The 22,492-nt window shown below is 73.5% G+C and carries 15 protein-coding genes and 1 pseudogene; 5 read left to right on the forward strand and 11 right to left on the reverse strand.

Annotation, left to right across the window (positions count from 1 at the left end; all coding sequences use genetic code 11):
• Positions 1 to 332 precede the first annotated feature (332 nt).
• Entirely contained in the window at positions 333 to 2,939 is a 2,607-nt protein-coding gene (gene glgP, locus ACFY6S_RS25255) for an alpha-glucan family phosphorylase (RefSeq protein ID WP_388814784.1), read from the forward strand.
• A 57-nt stretch (positions 2,940 to 2,996) separates the two neighbouring features.
• Here the strand turns inward: glgP and ACFY6S_RS25260 are convergent, their stop codons facing one another.
• The 3 genes from ACFY6S_RS25260 to ACFY6S_RS25270 form a co-directional block, all read right to left on the reverse strand.
• The gene (locus ACFY6S_RS25260; RefSeq protein WP_388814782.1) at positions 2,997 to 3,629 is read right to left on the reverse strand and encodes an SAM-dependent methyltransferase; all 633 of its coding nucleotides are present in this window, start codon (positions 3,627 to 3,629) and stop codon (positions 2,997 to 2,999) included.
• Complete coding sequence (locus ACFY6S_RS25265) at positions 3,626 to 4,705, reverse strand: NAD(P)/FAD-dependent oxidoreductase (protein WP_388814780.1); 1,080 nt, start codon at positions 4,703 to 4,705, stop codon at positions 3,626 to 3,628. Before ACFY6S_RS25265 ends, ACFY6S_RS25260 begins: the two co-directional genes overlap by 4 nt.
• A gap of 138 nt (positions 4,706 to 4,843) precedes the next feature.
• Positions 4,844 to 5,740, reverse strand: coding sequence for a class I SAM-dependent methyltransferase (locus ACFY6S_RS25270; protein ID WP_388814779.1), 897 nt, complete (start codon positions 5,738 to 5,740; stop codon positions 4,844 to 4,846).
• Positions 5,741 to 5,788: 48 nt separating this feature from the next.
• Here ACFY6S_RS25270 and ACFY6S_RS25275 point away from each other — a divergent pair, with 48 nt between their 5' ends.
• The gene (locus tag ACFY6S_RS25275) at positions 5,789 to 6,385 is read left to right on the forward strand and encodes a helix-turn-helix domain-containing protein (protein ID WP_388814777.1); all 597 of its coding nucleotides are present in this window, start codon (positions 5,789 to 5,791) and stop codon (positions 6,383 to 6,385) included.
• Between the two features lie 37 nt (positions 6,386 to 6,422).
• On the opposite strand, the gene ACFY6S_RS25280 is transcribed toward ACFY6S_RS25275, so the two are convergent.
• Positions 6,423 to 7,370, reverse strand: coding sequence for a serine/threonine dehydratase (locus ACFY6S_RS25280; protein WP_388814775.1), 948 nt, complete (start codon positions 7,368 to 7,370; stop codon positions 6,423 to 6,425).
• A gap of 62 nt (positions 7,371 to 7,432) precedes the next feature.
• On the opposite strand from ACFY6S_RS25280, the gene ACFY6S_RS25285 reads away from it, so the two are divergent.
• Positions 7,433 to 8,080 (forward strand): TetR/AcrR family transcriptional regulator, encoded by a 648-nt coding sequence (locus ACFY6S_RS25285; protein ID WP_389462595.1) that lies wholly within the window; start codon positions 7,433 to 7,435, stop codon positions 8,078 to 8,080.
• Positions 8,081 to 8,126: 46 nt separating this feature from the next.
• On the opposite strand, the gene ACFY6S_RS25290 is transcribed toward ACFY6S_RS25285, so the two are convergent.
• Complete coding sequence (locus ACFY6S_RS25290) at positions 8,127 to 10,169, reverse strand: M4 family metallopeptidase (protein WP_388817825.1); 2,043 nt, start codon at positions 10,167 to 10,169, stop codon at positions 8,127 to 8,129.
• Between the two features lie 204 nt (positions 10,170 to 10,373).
• A complete protein-coding gene (locus ACFY6S_RS25295; RefSeq protein WP_388814771.1) occupies positions 10,374 to 11,312 on the reverse strand; it encodes a TetR/AcrR family transcriptional regulator C-terminal domain-containing protein in 939 nt (312 codons plus the stop codon).
• Between the two features lie 138 nt (positions 11,313 to 11,450).
• Between ACFY6S_RS25295 and ACFY6S_RS25300 the strand changes: the two are divergent.
• A pseudogene (locus tag ACFY6S_RS25300) lies at positions 11,451 to 13,076 on the forward strand (MFS transporter); the annotation flags it as partial.
• On the opposite strand, the gene ACFY6S_RS25305 reads toward ACFY6S_RS25300, so the two are convergent.
• The 5 genes from ACFY6S_RS25305 to ACFY6S_RS25325 all read right to left on the reverse strand — a co-directional run bounded on the left by ACFY6S_RS25305 (position 12,970) and on the right by ACFY6S_RS25325 (position 18,035).
• Positions 12,970 to 14,082, reverse strand: a complete 1,113-nt coding sequence (locus tag ACFY6S_RS25305; RefSeq protein ID WP_388817822.1) for a bile acid:sodium symporter family protein — start codon at positions 14,080 to 14,082, stop codon at positions 12,970 to 12,972. The pseudogene ACFY6S_RS25300 and the gene ACFY6S_RS25305 sit on opposite strands and share 107 nt — an antisense overlap.
• Positions 14,083 to 14,086: 4 nt before the next feature.
• The gene (locus ACFY6S_RS25310) at positions 14,087 to 14,497 is read right to left on the reverse strand and encodes a hypothetical protein (RefSeq protein ID WP_388814769.1); all 411 of its coding nucleotides are present in this window, start codon (positions 14,495 to 14,497) and stop codon (positions 14,087 to 14,089) included.
• Between the two features lie 58 nt (positions 14,498 to 14,555).
• Positions 14,556 to 15,449, reverse strand: coding sequence for an oxaloacetate decarboxylase (locus tag ACFY6S_RS25315; RefSeq protein ID WP_388814767.1), 894 nt, complete (start codon positions 15,447 to 15,449; stop codon positions 14,556 to 14,558).
• 292 nt (positions 15,450 to 15,741) lie between these two features.
• Complete coding sequence (locus ACFY6S_RS25320) at positions 15,742 to 16,599, reverse strand: hypothetical protein (protein WP_388814766.1); 858 nt, start codon at positions 16,597 to 16,599, stop codon at positions 15,742 to 15,744.
• 11 nt (positions 16,600 to 16,610) lie between these two features.
• Complete coding sequence (locus tag ACFY6S_RS25325) at positions 16,611 to 18,035, reverse strand: hypothetical protein (RefSeq protein ID WP_388814765.1); 1,425 nt, start codon at positions 18,033 to 18,035, stop codon at positions 16,611 to 16,613.
• A gap of 550 nt (positions 18,036 to 18,585) precedes the next feature.
• Between ACFY6S_RS25325 and ACFY6S_RS25330 the strand changes: the two genes are divergently transcribed.
• Positions 18,586 to 22,374, forward strand: coding sequence for a WD40 repeat domain-containing protein (locus ACFY6S_RS25330; protein ID WP_388814764.1), 3,789 nt, complete (start codon positions 18,586 to 18,588; stop codon positions 22,372 to 22,374).
• Positions 22,375 to 22,492: the final 118 nt, after the last annotated feature.

Raw genomic sequence — 22,492 nt, forward strand, 5'->3', positions numbered from 1 at the left:
CGTGCGAGTGCCATGAGCACAGGTCGTGCGTACGGGTCGTGCGTACCGCATGAGCCTTCCCACTCTCTTCGGGTGGGCAATCCGGCGGATTGTTAACTACTGGGGCGTACGGAGAACCGCCCCGGCGCGCGGACACCGCCCGCAACACGTACGACATCTGTCGTGCCATCGTCCGCCTCCGCACTCCGGCGCGGCGCGGAGGCGCACGGGTGAGTGCGCGTGTGCGCCGTGGTCGTGGAGGGCGCCGTGAGGCTACCGTCGTCAGGGACGGCGGGCCGCACAGCGTGGTGCGCCCCTCTTGGCCCGTATGCCCCCTGCGAAGGTGGAACAACGTGAAGGCAATCCGTCGGTTCACCGTCCGCCCCGTTCTGCCGGAACCGCTCCGACCGCTCGGCGAACTGGCCCGCAACCTCCGCTGGTCCTGGCACCCGGGGACCCGCGAACTCTTCGAGGCCGTCGACCCGGGCGGCTGGCGGGCCTCCGGCGCCGACCCCGTACGGCTGCTCGGAGCCGTCTCCGCCACGCGCCTCACCGAGCTGGCCGGTGACCGCGCCTTCCTCGACCGGCTCACCGCCGTCGCCGCCGACCTCGACACCTACCTGCACGGCGACCGCTGGTACCAGGAACGCGACGCCGAGGGCGCGCGGCTGCCCGCCGCCGTCGGCTACTTCTCCCCCGAGTTCGGGGTGACGGCGGCCCTGCCGCAGTACTCGGGCGGCCTCGGCATCCTCGCCGGCGACCACCTCAAGGCCGCCAGCGACCTCGGCGTGCCGCTCATCGGCGTCGGACTGCTCTACCGGCACGGCTACTTCCGCCAGTCGCTCTCCCGCGACGGCTGGCAGCAGGAGCGCTACCCGGTCCTCGACCCCGACGAACTGCCCCTGACCCGGCTCCGCGAGAACGACGGCACACCCGTCCGCGTCACCCTCACCCTGCCGGGCCACCGCTCGCTGCGCGCCTGTGTCTGGCAGGCCAGGGTCGGCCGCGTCCCGCTGCTGCTCCTCGACTCCGACGTCGAGGAGAACGGGCCCGGCGAGCGCGATGTCACCGACCGGCTCTACGGCGGCGGCAGCGAACACCGGCTGCTCCAGGAGATGCTGCTCGGCATCGGCGGCGTCCGGGCGGTACGCGCGTACTGCCGGCTCACCGGCCATCCCGCGCCCGAGGTGTTCCACACCAACGAGGGCCACGCCGGGTTCCTCGGCCTGGAGCGCGTCCGCGAACTCATGGCGGGCGGACCGGAACCGGACGGCCACGGCGGACTCGGCTTCGAGGCCGCGCTGGAGGCGGTACGCGCCGGAACGGTCTTCACCACCCACACCCCCGTCCCGGCCGGCATCGACCGCTTCGACCGCGACCTGATCGCCCGCCACTTCGGCGACGACGGCGAGCTGCCCGGCGTGCCAGCCGAGCGCGTCATCGGCCTCGGCGTGGAGACCTACCCCGGCGGCGAGCCCCACCTGTTCAACATGGCCGTGATGGGCCTGCGGCTCGCCCAGCGCGCCAACGGCGTCTCCACCCTGCACGGCGCGGTCAGCCGCCGGATGTTCGCCGGACTCTGGCCGGACTTCGACCCGGACGAGGTGCCCATCACCTCCGTCACCAACGGCGTGCACGCGCCGACCTGGACCGCGCCCGAGGTCACCCGGCTCGGACCGGCCGACGAGGTCCCCGCCGCCGGGCTCTGGGACGTGCGGCGCGCGCTCCGCGAGCGGCTGGTCGGCGAGGTGCGCACCCGGCTCCACGCGTCCTGGCGGGAGCGCGGCGCCGAAGCCGCCGAACTCGGCTGGATCGACGGTGTCCTCGACCCCGACGTCCTCACCATCGGCTTCGCCCGCCGCGTCCCCTCGTACAAACGCCTCACCCTCATGCTGCGCGACCGCGAGCGGCTGACGAACCTGCTGCTCGACCCGGAGCGGCCCGTCCAGATCGTCGTCGCGGGCAAGGCCCATCCGGCGGACGACGGCGGCAAGCGGCTGGTGCGGGAGCTGGTGCGGTTCGCCGACGACCCGCGGGTGCGCCACCGCATCGTCTTCCTGCCCGACTACGGGATGGGGATGGCGCAGACGCTCTACCCGGGCTGCGACGTCTGGCTCAACAACCCGCTGCGCCCGCTGGAGGCGTGCGGCACCAGCGGGATGAAGGCCGCGCTCAACGGCTGTCTCAACCTGTCGGTGCTGGACGGCTGGTGGGACGAGTGGTACGAGCCCGACTTCGGCTGGGCCATCCCGACCGCCGACGGCTCGTCCGCCGACGAGAACCGGCGCGACGAACTGGAGGCCAACGCGCTCTACGAGCTGCTGGAGGACCGTATCGCGCCCCGCTTCTACGACCGGGGCGAGGCCGGACTCCCGGACCGCTGGATCGAGATGGTCCGGCGCACCCTGGTCACGCTCGGACCCAAGGTGCTGGCCGACCGGATGGTGCGGGAGTACGTGGAGCGGCTGTACGCCCCGGCGGCGCAAGCCCATCGCGCGCTGGACGCGGACACCGCGACGGAGCTGGCGGCCTGGAAGTACCGGACGCGCACGCTCTGGCCGCACGTCTCGGTGGACCACGTGGAGGCGGTCGCCGCGAGCGGCGCCGACGGCGGGGACGGCGGCGGCGCCGAGCTGGGCTCCACGCTCACCCTGCGGGTGCGCGTCGGACTCGGCGAGCTGCGCCCGGAGGCGGTGGAGGTCCAGGCCGTCGCGGGCCGGGTCGGCCCGGACGACACGATCGCCGACGCCCGGACCTTCCCGCTCAAACCGGCCGGCGGCGCCGACCTGGAGGGCCGCTGGGTGTACGAGGGCCCGCTCGCCCTCGACCGCACGGGCCCCTACGGCTACACCGTCCGCGTCCTGCCCGCCCATCCGCGGCTCGCCACCGGCGCCGACCTGGGACTGGTCGCGCTGCCCACGGAGGCGACGGGGGAGGGCGCGGGCGTGCTGATGCGCTGACGCCACCGCGCCCGGCGGCCCGCTCACGGCCGCCGGGCGCGGTGCGCCGCCCGGACGCTACGCCAGGCGCCGCGCCTTGACGGTGTTGTTGGCGTGGAAGCCCCGCTGCCCCTCGGGACCGGTCGAGGGCGCCCGGTGCTCCTCGGTGACCAGGACCTCCCACGCGTCGGGCCGCAGTTCGAGGGAGGCGAGAACCTCCCGCGCGCTCGGCAGCGACACATCGGCCGGCGGCTCCTCCATCCAGCTGGGGAAGCCGGAGTGGCCGACGACGAGCAGCACCCCGCCGGGCGCCACGGCCGAGGCCGCCGTCCGCAGGATCCGCTCGCGGGGCATGTCCCGGTACGAGTGCAGGAAGTGCGCGCAGACCAGGTCGAAGGAGCCGGCCGGGAACGACTCGGCGAGGTCGTGACGCTCCGGGACGACCCGGTCCGCGACGCCGGCACGCGCCGCGTGCTCGGCGGTGCGGCCGAGGGCGACGCCGGAGATGTCGGTCGCGGTGACGTGCCAGCCCCGCCGCGCGAGCCAGACCGTGTCACCGCCCTCGCCGCAGCCCAGTTCCAGCGCGGTGCCCGGCTTCAGCCCCGCGACCTCCTTGACCAGAGTGGGGTTGGGCTCGCCGCTCCAGATCCGCTCGCTCTCGTTGTAACGGTCGTCCCACTCCTGCTCGTGGGTGGTGGTCTCGGTGGTCATCGGGTTCCTCCCGGTCGGTGGTCGTACGGGCGGGTGCGCGCGCGCTGTTCGGCCGCCTCCCGTTCCTGCCGGGCGGAGAAGGGGGCCCTGCGCTCGGCGACGGCCCGGCGGGTCTCCTCGGCCGTCAGATCGGCGTTGATCGCCGCGGCGGCGAGCGTGCCGCCGGTGGCCGCCGCGTTGACCTGGGCGGTGGGGTTGGCGATATTGCCCGCCACCCATACGCCCGGCACCTCGGTGGCGCCGACGGGGTCGGCGGCGATGTAGGTGGCGATGACCTGGCCCGACATCTCCTGGTCGGTGACGTCGAGTCCCAGGTCACCGAGGAAGCCCGCGCGGGTGGTCAACCGGGGGCCGACCACCACGGCCCGGCAGGGCTGCGTCCGGCCGCCGGCCAGACGGAGCCCGGAGAGCCGGTCGCCGGACACCTCGACGCCGGTCACCTCGCCGTCCACCACGGCGATCTCCCGGGCGGCGAGCTGCTCGTACTCCTCGTCGGTCGGTTCGGGCCCGGTGTGCAGGCAGAGGGTGACGTCCTTGCTCCACTGCCGCCACATCAGCGCCTGACGCACCCCGAGCGGCCCGCTCGCCACGACGCCGATCGGCTCGTCGCGTACCTCCCAGCCGTGGCAGTACGGGCAGTGCAGCACCTCGCGCCCCCACCGCCCGGCCAGCCCCGGCACGTCGGGCAGTTCGTCCACCAGCCCGGTCGTCACCAGCAGCCGGGCCGCCGTGACCGAGGACCCGTCCGCCAGCGCGACCCGGAACCCCGCGTCGTCCGCGCGGCGCTCCGCCGCCACCACCGTCCCGGCGACGATTTCGCCGCCGTACCCGGTCACCTCCCGGCGCCCGGCGGCCAGCAGCTCCCCGGGCGGGGTGCCGTCCAGCCCCAGATAGCCGTGGATCCCCGACGCGGGCGCGTTCCGGGGCCGCCCCTCGTCGATCACCAGCACCGAACGCCGGGCCCTGGCCAGCGTCAGCGCCCCGCTGAGCCCGGCCGCCCCGCCGCCGATGACCACGGCGTCGTACCGGTCCGCGGTCCGCGGTCCTCGTGTGCTCGATTCTTCTCGCGTAGCCATGCGCGGTACCTCCGTTTCATGGCCGATGGTGCGCTTGGAGCCGCGCGGGAGGCAATTATTGTTGCCGGAACAGCAAGACGGTCGGGGGCCACCGGCCGAAGGCCGCCCGGCTCCGCCGGGACGACGGACCGCCGCCCCCTACGCCGAGGGCCGGTCCGGGCGGCGCCGGGCCGCCCACGCGGTGCGGCTTCCCCGTACGGCCAGATCGGTGCGGCGCACCAGCGCGTCGGGACCGTCGTCGGCCAGGAGGCGGTCGAGGGTGGCGAGATCGTCGGCGCCCAGCCGGTCCGTGAGCGCCCCGCGTACACCGCTGAGGAAGGCGCGCGCGTAGCGGCCGGCGCCCGCCGGCGCCGGATCCAGCGCGACGGGCATGACGCGCTGCTCGACGATCTCGAAGCCCGCCCGCTCCAACGGGCCGCGCCAGTCCGGGTGTTGGCTCCAGGGCGCCTCGGGCATCGCCCGGTGGCAGCGGGACTCCAGCCCCGGCCGGCCGAGGCCGAGGTCGTCGGGCAGGAAGCGCGGCAGGCTGTCCATCTCGACGACCGTCAGCAGGCCGCCGGGGTTCAGCGCGGCGTGGACGTCGGACAGCACCCGGTCCGGGTCGGCGAAGTGGTGCATCGACAGGGCCGCCCATGCCACGTCGACCGGCCCGGTCCGCGGCCACGCGGTGTCGACGTCCGCCGCCAGGGCCCGCAGCCGTCCGCCCAGCCCCTGCCGGTCGGCCGTCGCCCGGAGGCGTTCGAGCATCAGCGGGGAGCGGTCGACCGCGATCACCTCGGCCGCCGGGAAGCGCCGGGCCAGCGCCAGGCTGCCGGTGCCCGTCCCCGCGCCGATGTCCAGGACGGTCCGTACCGCGTCGGGCGCGTGCCGCCCGACCCATGCGGTCAGCTCGTCCAGGTACGTGCCGAGCACCTCGGCGTCCAGGTCGAGCATCTCCGCCATCCGCGCCTCGTCGTGGGGCGCGTCCCCGTCCTGATGGCCGGGTCCGTGGCCGTGTCCGTGCTGCTGCTGGTGGTGGTGCGTGTCATGAGCCATGCCCTCCACGCTAAGCGGGGCATGCTGTGACGGCATACACTCTTGCTCATGACGCAAGAATCGGACCTGGACAGTGTGATCCGGCAGCGCATCCGGGGTCTGCGGCTGGCCAGGGGCTGGTCACTGGACACGCTCGCCGCCCGCTGTCATCTCAGCCCCTCCAATCTGAGCCGGATCGAGACCGGGCACCGCAGGATCGCGCTGGACCAGCTGGTGCCCATCGCCCGGGCGCTCGACACGACACTCGACCAGCTCGTCGAGTCCGCCGACGACGAGGACGTGGTGATCCGGCCGCAGCCCCAGCACTCGCGAGGGCTCACGACCTGGCTCCTGTCCCGGGAGGACTCCCTCCACGGGGTGACCGTCGCCAAGATGCGCATCACCGGTGACCGGCCGACCGGACCCGGCCACCGGGGTGTGCACCCCGGCCGCGAGTGGTTCACCGTGCTCTCCGGGACGGCCCGCCTGGAGCTGGGGGAGCGGACCGTCCTCGTCCCCACCGGCGAGGCGGCCCAGTTCTCGACCATGGTCCCGCACGTCATCGGCGCCCACGACGGGCCGGTGGAGATCCTCACCATCCTCAACCACGAGGGCGAGATGGCTCATCTGCACGGCGGGGACCACGCGCCGCGAGCCGGGTCCTGACGCTCGCCGCCGGTCGCGGGGAGCGCCCTCAGCCCTCCTAGGCCAGCGTCCCCGGATCCGTGTTCGCGCCGCACAGCACCACGCACACCTTCTCGTCCGGGGCCGGCCGGTACGCCCCGCCGTTCAGCGCCGCCAGCGCCGTCGCCGCGCCGTGCTCGACCGCGATACGGCGGTCGTCCCAGAGGAGCCGGCGGGCGCGGACGATCTCCTCGTCCGGGACCAGGACGGCGCGCACGCCGTCCCGCCGGGCCGCGTCCAGCGCGGCGGCCGAGGCGCGCCGGGCGCCCAGGGAGTCGGCCGCGACCGATGCGACCGCGACGTCCACCACGGCGCCCGCCTCGACGGCCGCGTGGAGCGCGCGGCTGTTCTCCGGCTCGACCGCCACCATCCGCACGCCGTGCTGCCGCGCGGCCGTGGCCACGCCCGCGAACAGACCGCCGCCGCCCACCGCGACCACCACGGTGTCCAGGTCCGGGAGCCGCTCGTGGATCTCCTCCATCAGCGTGCCGGCCCCGGCGGCGATCAGCGGGTTGTCGTACGCGTGGGAGGCGAGCGCGCCCGTCGTGGCGGCGAACTCCTCGCACGCGGCCAGCGCTTCGGCGTACGCCGTGCCCACGAGACGTACCTCGGCGCCGTACGAACGCAGCCGCGCGACCTTCACCTCCGGGGCCGTCGCCGGCAGGAACACCGTCGCCCGCGTCCCCGTACCGCGCGCGGCCCACGCGCAGGCCAGTCCGGCGTTGCCGCCCGAGGCGATCGTGACCCCGGCGTCCGGCAGCGTGCCCGACTCCGCGTGCGCGCGCAGGAAGTTCACCGCGCCACGCGCCTTGAAACACCCCGTGTGCTGGAGATACTCCAGCGCCAGATGGGCCCGGACACCGCTCGCGCCGTCCACCGGCTCGGCCGGTGTCACCGTCACCGCGCGCACCCGGCCCGCCGTGCGGTCCACCGCCCGCTTGATCTCCCCGTAGGTCAGTTCGGACATGTCCGCGCTCGCTCCCTGGTGCCGTCCCGGTCTCCGATACGCTGTATCGTACGATGGCTCGCATGACCGGGCAATCCGCTTCCCCCGACGCCGCGGCCCCCGCGCGCATCGCCGCCGCCGCGCTCTCGCTCCTCGACGAGGACGGCCCCGGCGCGCTCAGCTTCCGTACCGTCGCGGCCCGCCTCGGTGTCGCGCACGCCACGGTGCAGCGCCGCTGCGGCGACCTCGCGGGGCTGCTGGACCTCTGCGCCGACCAGCTGGCCGCCGAACTGCCCGGCATCCCGCCCGGCAGCGACTGGGCCTCGGCCACCGAGGCGCGCTTCTGCGGGCTGTACGCGGCGCTGACTGCCCGCCCCGGGCTGCTCGCCCTGCGCGGCGGGCGGCCGTGGCTGGGGCCGGAACTGCTGGCGAAGCTGGTGGAGCCGCAGCTCGCGCAGAGCGTCGCGGCCGGGATGACGCCCGCGCAGGCCATGGTGGTCTACCGCCAGCTCTATCTGCTCACCCTCGGCAGCGCCACCTTCGTCGACCACCGGGACCCCGGGGCGGCCGTCGCCCTGACCCGTACCGCCCTGGCGGCCCTGGATCCGGCGGATTTCCCGGTGCTCACCGGGCACATCGCCGCGCTGCTGCCCGCCACCGTGGACCACGAGGTGTACTACGACGCGCTGCGCAAGCTCATCCACGCGGCGGAGCCGTCCGGGGCGGTGTGACGCCCCGGACGGCTCGGGTGTGCGGTGCGGCAGGGGCTGCCCGCGCTCAGAAGGTGAGCTTGTAGCCGTTGATCCGGCCGGTGTCCCGGGACGCGACATCCTGCACCTTCAGCTGCCAGGTGCCGTTCGCCGTCTCCGACGACGCGTTCACGAAGTACGTCTCCACCACGTCCTGCGCGGAGTCCCCGCCGCTGGAACTCTTCAGCCGGTAGGACGTACCGCTCGGCCCCACCAGGTCCACGACCAGGTCACCGCGCCAGGTGTGCGTGATGTCCACGTCGACCTGGAGGGAGGCCGGGGCGTTGCCCGTGATGCCGGAGACCGCGAGCGGCGAGGTGACCGCCGGGCCGTTGTCCGGGATGGCGACCACGGTGTTGCTGGAGAAGACCGTGCCCGTGTTGCCGCCGCCGCCGGGGCGGGCGCCCACGTTGATGGCCGCCCAGGCGTCGGTGACGGACTTGTACTCGGCGCTGTCCGTGCCGTAGAGGTCGGCCGTCACGGCGAGCGTGCCGGTGCGCGCCGCCGCGTAGTTGGTCGTGGAGGTGAACTTCGTGGTGAGCGCCTTGAACCAGATCTGCGCGGCCTTGTCCCGGCCGATGCCCGTCACCGGAAGGCCGTCGTAGGTCGGCGAGTCGTAGGCGACACCGTTGACGGTCTTGGCGCCGCTGCCCTCGGAGATCAGGTAGAACCAGTGGTTCGCCGGGCCCGAGGAGTAGTGGACGTCCACGTTGCCGAGGGTGGAGGACCAGTAGTCGCGCGAGGAGCCGTCCTTGCTGGGCTTGTCCATGTACCGCAGCGGCGTGCCGTTGCCGTTGATGTTGATCTTCTCGCCGATGAGGTAGTCGCCCTGGTCCTCGGCGTTGCCGGCGTAGAACTCGACGGCGGTGGCGAAGATGTCGGACGTCGCCTCGTTGAGACCGCCCGACTCACCGCTGTAGTTGAGCTTGGCGGTGACGGAGGTGACGCCGTGGGTCATCTCGTGGGCGGCCACGTCGATCGAGGTCAGCGGGCGGGCGTTGCCGGAGCCGTCGCCGTAGGTCATGCAGAAGCAGGAGTCCTGCCAGAAGGCGTTGACGTAGCCGCTGCTGTAGTGGACCCGGGAGTACGCGCCGACGCCGTCGCCCTTGATGCCGGTGCGGCCGTGCACGTTCTTGTAGTAGTCCCAGGTCAGCCCGGCGCCGTAGGCCGCGTCCGCGCCGGCGGTCTCCAGGTTGGAGGTGGTGCCGTTGCCCCAGGTGTCGGTGGAGTTCGAGAAGAGCGTGCCGGTGCCGGAGGTGGACCGGTTCAGGTTGTACGTCCGGTGGTTGCCCCGGCCGCCGTCGGTGAGGTTGTACGTCGATCCCGACGGGGTGGTCCCCAGGGTGACCTGGCCGCTGTACTGGGTGTTGCCGACGCCGTTCTCGACGCCCTGCCACTCGTACAGCTTCGCGCCGCTGGCCGCGTCGGTGACGACATGCAGCTCGTTGGGGGTGCCGTCGTGCTGGAACCCGCCGACCACGGTCTCGTACGCGAGGGTCGGGGTGCCCTTCGCCATCCAGACGACCTTGCGCGGCGCGCTGTCGGTCGCGATCTTCTTCGCGCCGTTCGCCTTGGAGTCCGCCGCGGCGGCGGCGCTCAGCGCCTGCTTCTCGGCGGTGGCCGGGGTGATGGCGGCGGCGGTGGAGACGTTCTTCAGCGTGGCGGTGGACGCCTTGGTGACGGACCGGGTCGCGCCCGACTTCGCCGCCGAGACGACGAGGTCGCCGCCGAGGACGGGAAGCCCCTGGTAGGTGCGCTCGTACCGGGTGTGCGTGGTGCCGTCCACGTCCTGCACGACATCGCGCACGACGAGCTTCTCCCCCGCCCCCAGGCCGAGGTCCTTCGCGGTCTCGGCCTTGCCGGCGTCGGCCTCGCGTATCAGAGCGGTGCGCGCTGCGGGGGAGAGCGAACGCGGCAGCGCGCCGGGGTCGGCCTTGCCCGCGACGGGCGCCGCGGGCGCGCTGTCGGGCTGCGCGACGGCGGTGCCGGCCTGGACGCCCACGCCGAGCAGGGCCGCGGCGGCGATGAGCGCGCCGGTGGCGGTGGCGCGGCGGCGGGGGGTGACTCTCAGGGGTCTGACAGGTCTCACGCGAACTCCTTCTGCGAGGGGGGAGTACGGGAAGAATCGGATCAGCCGTGCGTGCGGTACCGGTGATGCGGGCGGTGCGGGGGCGGTGCGAAGAACGGGGGAAGAGTCGCAGCCGGGACAGCTCTCTGTCAGGAGCGCGTCAACAAGTTGGCCGGAACTCGTCCGCTGCCTGAAGTGACATGTTCGTTAAGCGGACGTTTCGCCGATCATCACGGCGATGCCGTCGAGCGTCCGCCGCAGCCCGAACTCGAAGAGGGTATCGAGGTCAAGGTCGAACTGCTCCTGTGTGAAGAGCGTGTTGAGCAGCGGATAGGCCCCGCCCGCCACGATGGCGTCGAACTGTGGCTCGTTTCGTGCCAGCCACTCCTCGTCGGACAGTCCGGTGTCCTGCCTGGCCTGGTTCTCCAGATCCGCCGCCACCGCCAGCCCCTGGACGTAGGCGAAGACCGTGAGATGACTGTGGATCATCTCGAACGGCGAGAGCCCGGTGCTCTGAAGCGCCTTCAGCACCCACTCCGTGTACGCCATGGCGTCGGGCGCCGCGGGGGGACGGGTGAAGGAGGCCATGGCGGTGGCCAGCCAGGGGTGCCGCCCGTTCGCCCGCCACAGCCAGCGCGCCGCGTGCTCCACCCCCGCGCGCCAGTCGGCCGGTACGGGACCCATCGGCTCCTCGCCCGAGACCGCGTCCGACATCAGCCGCACCAGCTCGGCCTTGCCCGGCACATGGCGGTAGAGCGCCATGGTCGAGGTGGCGAGCGCCGTCGCGACCCGGCGCATCGAGAGCGCGCCGAGCCCCTCGGAGTCGGCCAGTTCGATCGCGGTCCTGACGATCCGCCGCCGGTTCAGGGCCGGTTCGCCGCGCGCCGGGTCCCCGGGGGTACGGCGCGGCTGGGCGCGGGTCCGGTCGACCACCGTGCCGACGCCCGGCACGGCCCGTACCAGGCCCTCCTGGCGCAGCACCGACAGCGCCTTCGTGGCGGTCGCCATCGCCACCCCCCACTCCTGGGTGATCGCCCGGGTGGAGGGGACGCGGTCGCCGGGGCGCAGGGTGCCCGCCTCGATGCGCTCACGGATCTCGGCGGCGATCCTGAGATAGGGCGGCGGGTAGAGCGGTTCGGTGACCACGGGCGCGAGTGTACTAGTGCGGTGAACCGGGGTAACCACCGGTGAACTGGGGTGGAGAGCCTCATGGTTGCCCGGTGCACTAGGCAGCTGCTTGCGGTGTACGCGCCGGACTGCTGTGCTCCCGTCATGACCGAGGGAATGACACCTGACAGCGCACCCCGCGGGCCGCGCGGGCCGCGCGGGACGGCCGGGACGCCGGGCCCCGAGCGCGCCGGGCGCCGGGAGTGGACCGCGCTCGGCGTGCTGATGCTGCCGCTGCTGCTGGTCTCGATGGACGTCTCGATTCTCTACTTCGCGATCCCCGCCATCAGCGAGGATCTACGGCCGGGCTCCACCCAGCAGCTGTGGATCCTCGACATCTACGGCTTCGTGCTCGCCGGCCTCCTGATCACGATGGGCGCCCTCGGCGACCGCGTGGGACGCCGTCGGCTGCTGCTCACCGGCGCGGTGGTCTTCGGCGCCGCCTCGGTCGCCGCCGGATACGCGCACACCCCCGGAGCGCTCATCGCCGCGCGGGCGCTGCTCGGGGTGGGCGGCGCCTGCCTGATGCCGTCGACGCTCGCCCTGATCCGCAACCTCTTCCGCGACCCGGCGCAGCGCGCCAAGGCCATCACCCTCTGGACGACCGTGATGGCCAGCGGGGTCGCCTTCGGCCCGGTGGTCAGCGGGGCGCTGCTGGAGCACTTCTGGTGGGGATCGGTGTTCCTGATCAACCTGCCGGCGATGGCCCTGCTGCTGGTGCTCGCGCCGCTCCTGCTGCCGGAGTTCAGGTCGGCGGCGAGCGGCGGGTTCGACGTACTGAGCGCGGCGCTCTCGCTCGCCGCCCTGCTTCCGCTCATCCAGGGCGTCAAGGAGCTGGCCAAGAACGGCTACGCGCCGCTCTCCGTGCTCGCCGTCGTCGTCGGGCTGATGTTCGGCGCCGTCTTCCTGGTCCGTCAGACGCGCCTCGACCACCCGATGGTCGATCTGGCGCTGGTGCGACGGGCGGCGTACGGCGGCTCGGTGCTCGTCAATCTGCTCGCGATGGCCGCGACCGTCGGCTACGCGATCTTCCTCACCCAGTACCTCCAGTCGGTGCTCGGCAAGAGCCCGTTCGAGGCGGCGCTGTGGAGTCTGGTGCCCTCGCTCGGCGTGATGGTCGCCGCTCCGACCGGCGCCGCGCTCGCCACCCGGCTGAACCGCGCCCATGTGATGTGCGGGGGACTGCTCCTGTCGGCCGCCGGGTTCGGCTGGCTCAGCCAGGTCCGTACGGACTCGGCGCTGTGGACCGTACTCGTCGGCTCCGCGATGTACGCGGCCGGACTGGTCACTGCGATGACCCTGGCCAACGAACTCGCCCTCGGCGCGGCCCCGCCCGAGCGCGCGGGCTCGGCGGCGGCCGTCCTGGAGTCGGGCCAGGAGCTGGGCGGCGCGCTGGGCATGGCCGTCCTCGGGTCGGTCGGCGCGGCCGTGTACGGCGCCGACATGAAGTCCGCCGCCCCCGACGCCCCGGCCGCCGCGCGCGAGACGCTGGGCGGCGCGATGTCGGTGGCCCAGCGGCTCGGCGGCGACGCCGGGGACTCCCTGCTCGCCACCGCGCGCGACGCCTTCACCCACGGCATGGGCTACGCCGGGGTGGGGGCCTCCGTGACGATGGTGGGAGCGGCGGTCCTCTCGGTCACGGTGCTGCGGCACGCGCGGGTGGGGGAGGAGGCCGGTCCGCCTCGGGACGCCGGTCCCGGTCCTGATCCCGGCCCCGGGGAGCGGCCGGGTGCCGGAGCGGGGACGGCGGGCGCGCCCAGCGGGACGCGATGACCGCGCACACCATCAGCTGGAGCTGGTGGTAGAGCATCAGCGGAAGGATCACCGGCCCGGCCGACGCCCCGAACAGCGCCGCCGCCATCGGCAGCCCCGTCGCCAGGCTCTTGTTGGAGCCGCAGAAGACGACGGCGACCCGGTCCTCCCGCTCGAACCCCAGCCGCCGTGCCGCGTACGACGTCGTGGCGAGGGCCACCGCGAGCAGCGCCGCGCACACCGCGAGCAGCGCGAGCAGCCGGACGGGGGTGACCTGCTGCCAGACGCCCTCCACCATGCCCCGGCTGAAGGCCGTGTAGACCACGAGCAGGATCGCGCCCCGGTCCAGCAGACCGAGGGTTCTCCTGTGGCGGGCGACGAAGCCCCCGATCCAGCGGCGGCACAACTGCCCGGCGAGGAAAGGGAGCAGCAGCTGCACGGCGAGGGTCCGCGCCCCGTCCGCCGAGAAGCCGGCCGTGGCGCCGATCAGCCAGGCGGCGAGCAGCGGGGTGGCCGCCATGCCGAGCAGGCTGGAGTACGTACCGGCGCAGATGGCGGCCGGCACATTGCCCCGCGCGGTGGAGGTGAGGGCGATGGACGACTGGACGGTGGAGGGCACGACGCAGAGAAACAGCAGGCCCATGTGGAGCCGGTCCGTGAGCACATGCGGAACGAGGCCGCTCGCCGCCAGCCCCAGCAGCGGGAAGAGCACGAAGGTGGCGGCCCCGACGAGGAGATGCAGCCGCCACTGCCGCAGGCCGTCCACCGCCTCCCGGGCCGACAGCCGCGCGCCGTACAGGAAGAACAGCAGCCCGATGGCGAGGTCGGCGCAGCCGCCGACGGCCCCGGCCGCCCGGCCCGTGGCGGGCAGCAGCGCGGCGAGCGCGACCGTACCGAGAAGGGCGAGCACATACGGATCGACGGCCTTCCCCAGCCGGGCGGCCGACCGGCCCGGCGGCGGGGACCGCCGGACCGGCCGACGGCCGGCCTCCGGCATCACGTCATTCACCGTTCTCCCCCTGCCACGGGGGGTGGCCGATCAACGGGATCCAACCGCCGCCCCCGCCGCCGCCCCCGCCCCCGCTCCCGCTTCCGGTACCGGGACCGGCGGTCGTGTCCGCGCCCGCCCCGGCCTGCACGTCGATGGCGCCGCCGCCCCCGTCGTGGTCGCTGCCCGCTGTGCCCTTGCTGCCGATCAGGAAGTTGAGCGTCCGGTCGACCTCCAGCCAGGAGTCGGCATGGGAGTTGTCGATCACCACGAGGCCGACGTTCCGGCCGGTGGTCAGCGCCGCCGGGGGAGGGGACTCGTCGGCGCGCGCGACATCCGCGCCGACGCCGCCGCAGAGGATGCCCGCGGCGACGGCGACACCCGTGGTGGACGCGCGCGCCGTACGCGGCCCCTTTTCCGTCACGCGATGCCGGCCGGTGCCCGGCCGAAAGGGATTCGTCGACACGAGAGAGAACGCCGGATCAGACCGATACCGGGACCGGGACCGGAACGGATTCCGGGTCCGGCTGCCGGCCCAGGTGATGCCTGCTGATGTTCTTCTCCAGCAGTTCCGTGGAACCCTTCACCCCGATGGCCCCGGTTTCCCGGGAATCCGGGAGCCGCCCGTCCGCCATTTTCAGATCGATCAGCGCACCGTCGATCGCTCCGTGCGCGGCGAAAAGACACGGGGTGCTGTAGATGGCGACATCCACCCCGAGTTCGGAGAGTTCCGAGAGCGAGAGCCTCGGCGATTTGCCGCCCGCGATCTGATTGAACAGCAGGGGCTTGTCGCCGACCACCGCGCGGATCCGGCGGATCCACTCGACGCTGCGCACCCCGTCGACCAGGATCACGTCCGCTTCGGTCCGCGCCAGAGCCTCCGCGCGCCGTACGATCTCCGCCTCCTCCGTGGCGTCCGTACGGGCCACCACGAGCAGGTCCTCCCTGCTGCGCAGCACCAGATCGAGCTTCTCCAGGTACTCCTCCAGCGGCAGGATCAGCTTGCCGTCGGCGTGCCCGCAGCGGCGCGGCCGCTTCTGGTCCTCCAGGATCACCCCGGACGCCCCGATGCTCTCCAGCTGCCGGACGACGTGGCAGGCGACCTCGGGGTCCACATAGCCGTCGTCGATGTCCACCAGCATGTGGTGGTGGGGGAAGGCCATCCGGAGCCGGCTCGCGAAGGCGACCATGTCGGGCCAGGCGATGTAACCGATGTCCGGAAGCCCGTAATGCGACGCGGCGAACCCGAATCCCGAGACGAAGAATCCGTTGTAGTGCTGGGCCGCGATGGAGGCCGAGTACATGTCGTAAATACCGATGAGAGGTGTGGTGCGGGGCGTTGCGACCGCTTCACGCAAGGCGGTGCCGTAGCGCATGGATCTCCCTGATGACAGAACTCGCCCGTCGCGAGTTCGGGACCTGTGCTGACGGGCAAAAGATTCGCAAGAGAACCAAGAATCGGTAATGCGACACACCGGCACCTCTCCCGATTTGGCAAAATTCTCGTATGTATCGCCAGGGGCGGTACGGGACGGCCCCCTGGGTGCGCAATTCGTGAAGGGGCGCTCATGGCACGGGGGCCTCACGTGGGTCCCGGCGGAGCGCGCCGCGACGGGCGCGCGCCCGCGGACGTCCGGTCGATCACCGCACCGGACGTCCGCGGGCGCGTCATCGTGGTCCGTACCCCGGGCGGCTCACGCCGTCGATGGCGTAGACGCGCAGGTAGTCGATCTCGTAGACAGCGCTCTGCATCCGGTCGCCGAAGAAGTTGTCGAGTTGAACGGTCTGGTGCATGGAGGGGGCGCACTGGACGCAGTCGCGTACGGCGTTCGCCCCGCCGGAGAAGCGGAACCACTCCTTCCCGTCCAGGAATCCGCGCACATGGTCCGGCGTCCACTCGATGCCGATGGTGTGCCACCGGGTCAGGTCGACACCGCAGGTGCGCGCGGGCTCCTGCTGGACATCGACACCGGCCCGGTGCGGGTAGTGGATGAACGCCTCGGCGCAGTCCTCGCCGGGAGCGCTGTTCTCCAGGTAGTCGTACTCACCGTCCTCGGGCCAGCGGCCGGAGTCGGGCCACAGGATGAGCAGCGGGTGGTACGGGCGGCCGTAGCCCTCGCCGGTCGTCCGCGAGCGGACCCGCGCCTCCCAACGGCCGTAGCGCTGGCCGAACCTGGAGGCCATCCAGGCGGAGTCCCCGTTCGCCCCGCCGGTCTGGCGCAGGACACCGCCGACGACCCGGCTGTTGCCCGGGCAGCGCCGCCCGTTGCCCTCGTGTCCGGGCCAGCACGACGAACCGTCGCCGGGCAGCTGCCACTTGGCCGGGTCAGGTATCGCGGGCGCGTCGGCGGAGCCGTAGCCGAACTCGTCCGACCACGCCGCCAGCGGGTCCCCCCAGCCATATCGTTCGGCCGCGCTGCCGGCGGGCAGGGGGCGGGCGGCGGCGGAGGGGGAGACGAGGCCCGCCAGGGCTATGGAGCAGACTCCGAGGACGAGAAAGCGGTGGTTCCTGGTGCGTCGACCCATGGGGATGCCTCTCAGCGCTTGAGCGGAGACGCGAACGCCCGGCGGACGTCGGCCTTCGACGGGGTGACGTATTCGCTCATCCCCTCGGCTACGAGCTGGTACGTCCGGTGCCTGTCGGGGCAGCTCGACCCGCTGATCTGGACGGAGCGGTCCGCCACGAGCTTCCCGGTACGCAGCTCATAGACCTTCACCCGCAGCTTGACCTTGGTCCAGTGCACGTTGAACGCCGGGCCGTACGGATTCATCTCGGTGGTGTAGCGGCAGGTCTCCACCACGTCACCGTGCGAGGGCGGCCCGGTGCAGACGATCATCGTGGCCTTCCGGGGGTCCTCCGTACGCCACGAGTCGGGCAGGTCGCTGATGTAGTCCGCGTCGTCCCCCGCGGTGAACACGGCGCGGTTCTCGCCCTTGCCGTAGGGCGGTGCGGCCCCGTAGCCGGCGGGGTTCTCGCAGTACCTGGAGTAGTTCAACCGGTCCTGAACGGTCATCAGTTCCAGCTCGTGCGTCGCCCGTGTCGATTCGCTGCGGGCGTGGTCGGCAAGGGCGTTGTCCGGGTAGTCGGCGAGCAGTTGCCGGAAGTTGTCCCTGGCCCTCGGCCACTGGCCGAGAGCCATACGGGCGTCGCCGCATCCGCTCAACGCGGTGGGCGCCTGCCGCTCGGCGGCGTCGGCGGCCCGGCCACGCAGGACGGTGTTCTTCCGGTGGTCGCGCAGCCAGCTGGTCACCACCGCGGCGTTGCACGCTTCCTGTGCCCGTATCCGCCGCAGGAAGCCGTCGAGGGCCGACCGCGCCAACGCGGCGTCGCCCGGCCGTGCGGCGTCCAGCACGGCGAAGCCGGCCGCCAACGCCTCCTTGTCGCCCTTCAGCCCCCGTGCCAGGAGTTCGCGCGCCTCGTCCAGGCGGGCGCAGGCGGCCACGGTCCGCTCGCCCTCGGCGGCCAGCGGGGCGTTCGCGGCCCAGGTGCCGATCCACAGGCGCCCCTGTGCGGACCGCACCCCCGCGCAATCGCCTTTGCCCCGCGCGGACTCGACGTTTTCGGCCACGGTGGCGGCCTGATGGCGCAGGAACCCCGCGCCGAGCAGCACCGCCAATGCCATGACGCCCGCCGTGACATGGCGGGCCGTCTGCCCCGGCCGACGCGCCGGCACCCCGCGCAGCAGCGCCCCGTGCGCTATGCCCAGGACCCACCACAGCACGAGGAGCACCTCGTAGCGGAGTTGGCCGGTCTCCAGCGCCAGACCGAGCCACAGCGCCGCCCCCGCCAGTGCCGCCGCGGCCGTCAGCCAACGCCGGGCGATCGCGTGGCCCAGCCCCGGCAGCGCCGCGTTGCCGAGCGCCGCGGTCAGCCGGTCGAGGCGGACCGGAGGCGGTGTGGTGACGGGTGCCCTGTCGGGCGGTTCTCCGTCGAGCCAGGGGCTCCCCGTGGAATCCGTCATGGTCAACCGTTCCTCTCGCTTGATTGTGCGTCCATGTGTCTGTGCGCCTGTGTGCGTCGTCCGCCGGTACGTGGGCGGGGCGCCGGGGGTGTGGAGGAGGCGCGCGGTCACGCACCGACCCGAGCCCACCCCCGTGGGGCTCGTCGTGGACCGGCGTCGCCGACCTCTCGCGCCTCCTCCGCTCACCACCAGACCAGAAGGGCCGCCGTTCAGCAGGTACCGAGCACCGGTCTGAACGAAGAAGGGACGCCTGACCTCCGCGAACGGGCGGCGTTCGGACCGGTCGAGGTGATGACTGAACGGGAGGGCGTGACCCGGTGACGTGGACGGCGGTGGCGAGAGGGCCCGGACGGTGTCGTGTGCGCGGATCATCCGAACGGCCGCCGCGGTGGGACGCGGGCGGTCGCGTACGCGGGTGACCTGAACCGGACGTCGCCGCGACGGCCGTCCTGTACGGTCACTCGGTGTCGCGGTCCGATTCCTCAACGTCCACCCGCACTCGTCCATCCGTCCGGTGCTCAGCCACCCCTCCCTCTCCACGGGACCCCTGATGACCCTCATCGAGGACGAGCAGCCCCCGGCGTCCGACCCGGTCGGTGAGTTCGCCTCCGCCCTGCGCCGCCTGCGCGAGGAGGCGGGGACGCCTCCGTACGCCCGGATGAAACGCAGCTCGGGGCGGGCCGCCGCCACCCTGCACGGAGCGGCCAAGGGGGAGACCCTGCCGACATGGCCGGTCACCGCGGACTTCGTGTCCGCCTGCGGCGGGGATCTCGCGGCGTGGCGCCGGCGCTGGGAGCAGGCCGAGAAGGCGCTGCGGCTTCTCCCGACCCAGAGCGGAAGCAGGAAACCCTCGCCCTACCGGGGCCTGCGCGCCTACCAGGAGAGCGACGCGGGACTCTTCTTCGGCCGCGACCGCCTCATCGGCCAGCTCGCCGAACTGACCGCGCGCTCCCGCTTCACCGTGGTCCTCGGCGCGTCCGGCAGCGGCAAGTCCTCATTGCTGCGGGCCGGCCTGATCCCCCACTGGCAGAGCGCGAAGGGCGGCCAGGGGCGGCCGGCCGCCATCCGCACCCTCACCCTGAACGCGACCCCGCTCACCACGCACCGGACCCATCTCGAACCCGCCGCACGCGACGGGGACACCTTCCTGGTCGTCGACCAGTTCGAGGAACTGTTCACCCGGTGCGCCGACACCGCCGAACGCGACGGCTTCATCACCGCCCTGCTCGCCGCCCGCGACCCCGAGAGCCGGCTGCGCGTGGTCATCGCCCTGCGCTCCGACTTCTTCGACCACCTCACCCGGCACCCCGGCCTGGCGAGCGCCTTCGAGGAGGCGCACCTGCTGGTCGGCCCGATGAGCAGGGCCGAACTGCGCGAGGCCGTCACCCGACCCGCCAGAGCCCGCAACCTGAACGTGGCCAGAGGTCTCACCGATCTCATCGTGAACGAGGTCGAACGGGACGCCTCCGCACTGCCGTTGATGTCGCACGCCCTGGACCAGGCGTGGCGCTTCCTGAGCGGTCATCTGCTCGACGAGGCGGCCTACGAGAAGGCGGGCGGCCTGCACCGCGCCATCGAGCGGACCGCCGAGAACGTCTACAAGGACCTCACACCGGCCCAGCGTGATCACGCACGCCGTGTCCTGCTGCAACTGGTCACTCCCGGCGAGAGCGAGCACGCCCCCAGCACCCGGCGGACCGTACGCAAGAGCGAACTCACCGGCACGCTGGGCCCGGACGGCGTGCGCGAGGTCGACGAGGTGGTGGACCGACTCGTCGCGGCGCGGCTCCTCACCCTCGGCCAGGAGGACGTCGACCTGGCCCACGAGGCGCTCATCTCGGCCTGGCCCCGGCTCGGCGGGTGGATCGCCGACGAGCGCGACAAGCTGCGCGTGCACCGCCGCCTCACCGACGGCGCCGAGGAGTGGCTGGCCCTGGGCCAGGACCCCGAGGCCCTCTACCGCGGCGCCCGCCTCGACGCCGTGCGCGAGCACTTCCCGCCCGCCGAGCGCGCGTTGCGTCTCACCGCCGGGGAGAACGCGTTCGTGGAGGCGTCGGAGCGGCGGGGCGCCCGCCACATCCGGCTGCGGCGCGGGATCACCGCCGCGCTCGCCGTGCTGACCCTGCTGGCCATCGCGGCCACCGTGGTCGCCTCCGAACAGCGGGCCACAGCACGCACCGAACGCAATGCCGCCGTCTTCCAGCAGATGGTCGCCAAGGCGGACCTGGTCCGCGACAGCAACCGCCCGCTCGCCGCCCGCCTCGACGTCGCCGCCCGCGCCCTCGGCCCGGATTCCGATGTCGCCCTGCGTCTCAGCAGTGACGCGGGAGCCGTGCTGGGCAACCCGATCGCCGCCCACCGGGGCCTGGTGACCGGAACCGACTTCGCGCCCGACGGCGACGTCCTCGCCACCGCCGCCCACGACGGCACCCTCCGGCTCTGGAACACCGCCGACCCCCGGCGCCCCCGGCCGCTCGGAGCCCCGCTGACCGGCTTCCCGGCCCGGCCGGAGTCCCTCGCCTTCTCCCCGCGCGGCCACCTGCTCGCCCTCGGGCTGCACAACGGACAGGTGATGCTCTACGACACCGCCCGCTCCGACCACCCGCGGCTGCTCGGCACACCGCTCACCGCACACGACAGCGCCGTCGCCGCCCTGCGCGTCTCCCCGGACGGCACCACCCTGGCCACCGGCGGCGTCGACGGCGCCATCCGCCTGTGGGACCTCGCCGACCCCGCCCGCCCCGTCGCGCACGGCGACCCGATCACCGCCCACCGCGGGGGCGTGCAGGCCCTGGACTTCGCGCCGGACGGTGACACCCTGGCCAGCGGCGGGTACGACAACGCCGTCAGGCTGTGGAACATCACGCGTCCCGACCGCCCCCGCCCGGCGGGCCACGCCCCGACCGCCCACACCCGCCCGGTCTTCTCCGTCGCCTTCAGCCCCGACGGCAGGAGCCTCGCCAGCGGCTCGTACGACCAGACCGTACGCATGTGGGACGTCACCGACCCCGCGGACCCGCGGCCCCGGCACACCCCCGTCCTGCGCGCGCACCACGCCGCCGTCCTCTCGGTCGCCTTCAGCTCCGACGGCACCACCCTGCTCAGCGCGGGCGAGGACAACAGCCTCCAACTGTGGAACGTGCTCAACCCCGATTACGCCCAGGCCCTCGGCGACCCCGTCACCGGGCACACCAGCGGCGTCTGGACCGCCCGTTTCCGCCCCGGCGACCCCCTCACCCTCGCCAGCTCCGGCTACGACGGGGCCCTCGTCCTGTGGCATCGCCCCCGTACCGTGCTGACCGACTTCACCAACCCCCTCCTGTCCGTCGACATCAGCCCGGACGGCGCCCTGCTCGCGGTGGGCAGCGAGGCCGACGCCGCGGTCCGGCTGTACGACATCCGCGACCCCGTCCACCCGCGCAAGGTGCCCGGCGGCCCGCTGCCGCACAAAGGCCCTGTCAACGCCGTCGTCTTCACCCCGGACGGCCGCACCCTGATCACCGGCAGCGCCGACCGCACCGTCCGCCTCTGGAAGGTCTCTCCCGCCGCCGGCGGGCCCCTGCGCGCCGCACCGCTCGACGCCGGCGGGCCGATCCGCGCGCTCGCGCTCTCCCGTGACGGCCGCACCCTGGCCGTCGCGGCGGACGGCGAGACCGTCCGGCTCTGGCGGCTGCGCCCGGGCGCCGTATCCGGTGGCGCGGGCACGCTGCGGCTGCCGGGCCGCGTCGACTCCCTCGCCTGGCACCCCGACGGCCGCACGCTCGCCGCCGCCGTCGACGACGGCACGATCAGCCTCCTGGACACCCGCACCCGCCGGACCCTGGGCCGGCTGACGGGGCACCAGGGAGAAGTGAGCAGCCTCGCGTTCAGCCCCGACGGCCGCACCCTGGCCAGCGGCGGGGCCGACCGCACCGTGCGCCTCTGGGACACCACCCGCCCCGCCGAGGCGCGGAGCGCCGCGGTGCTGACGGGTCACGGTCGGCGGGTCCACACCGTGGCCTTCAGCCCCGACGGCCGCACCCTCGCGTCCGGCAGCGAGGACCGGAGCGTACGGCTCTGGAACCTGCGGGACAGCGCCCGCGCCGCCGCCGCCGGACTTCCGCTGGCCGGTCACACCGACAGCGTCGTCGCCCTCGCCTTCGCGCCCGGCGGACACACCCTCGCCAGCGTCGGCTACGACCTGACCGCCCGCCTGTGGCCGCTCGACCCGGACACCGCCGAACGCGAGGTGTGCGCCTACGCCGGGGCCGCGCTGCCCCGCCGCACCTGGCAGGAGCAGTTGCCCCAGGTCCCCTACCGGCCGGGCTGCGACGGAGCGGGAGCGGGCGAAGGCCACTGAGCGCGCCGCCGGTCCCGCCGCCGGTCCGTCGACCGTCCCCGGCCTGCCCGGCGATGCCGGGGAAGCCCGTTCTCCGCCCGGAAGGGATACGCGCCCAAGCGCGGCCCCCCAGCGCTCC

The sequence above is a fragment of the Streptomyces sp. NPDC012835 genome, assembly GCF_042900885.1.
Lineage (GTDB): Bacteria > Actinomycetota > Actinomycetes > Streptomycetales > Streptomycetaceae > Streptomyces.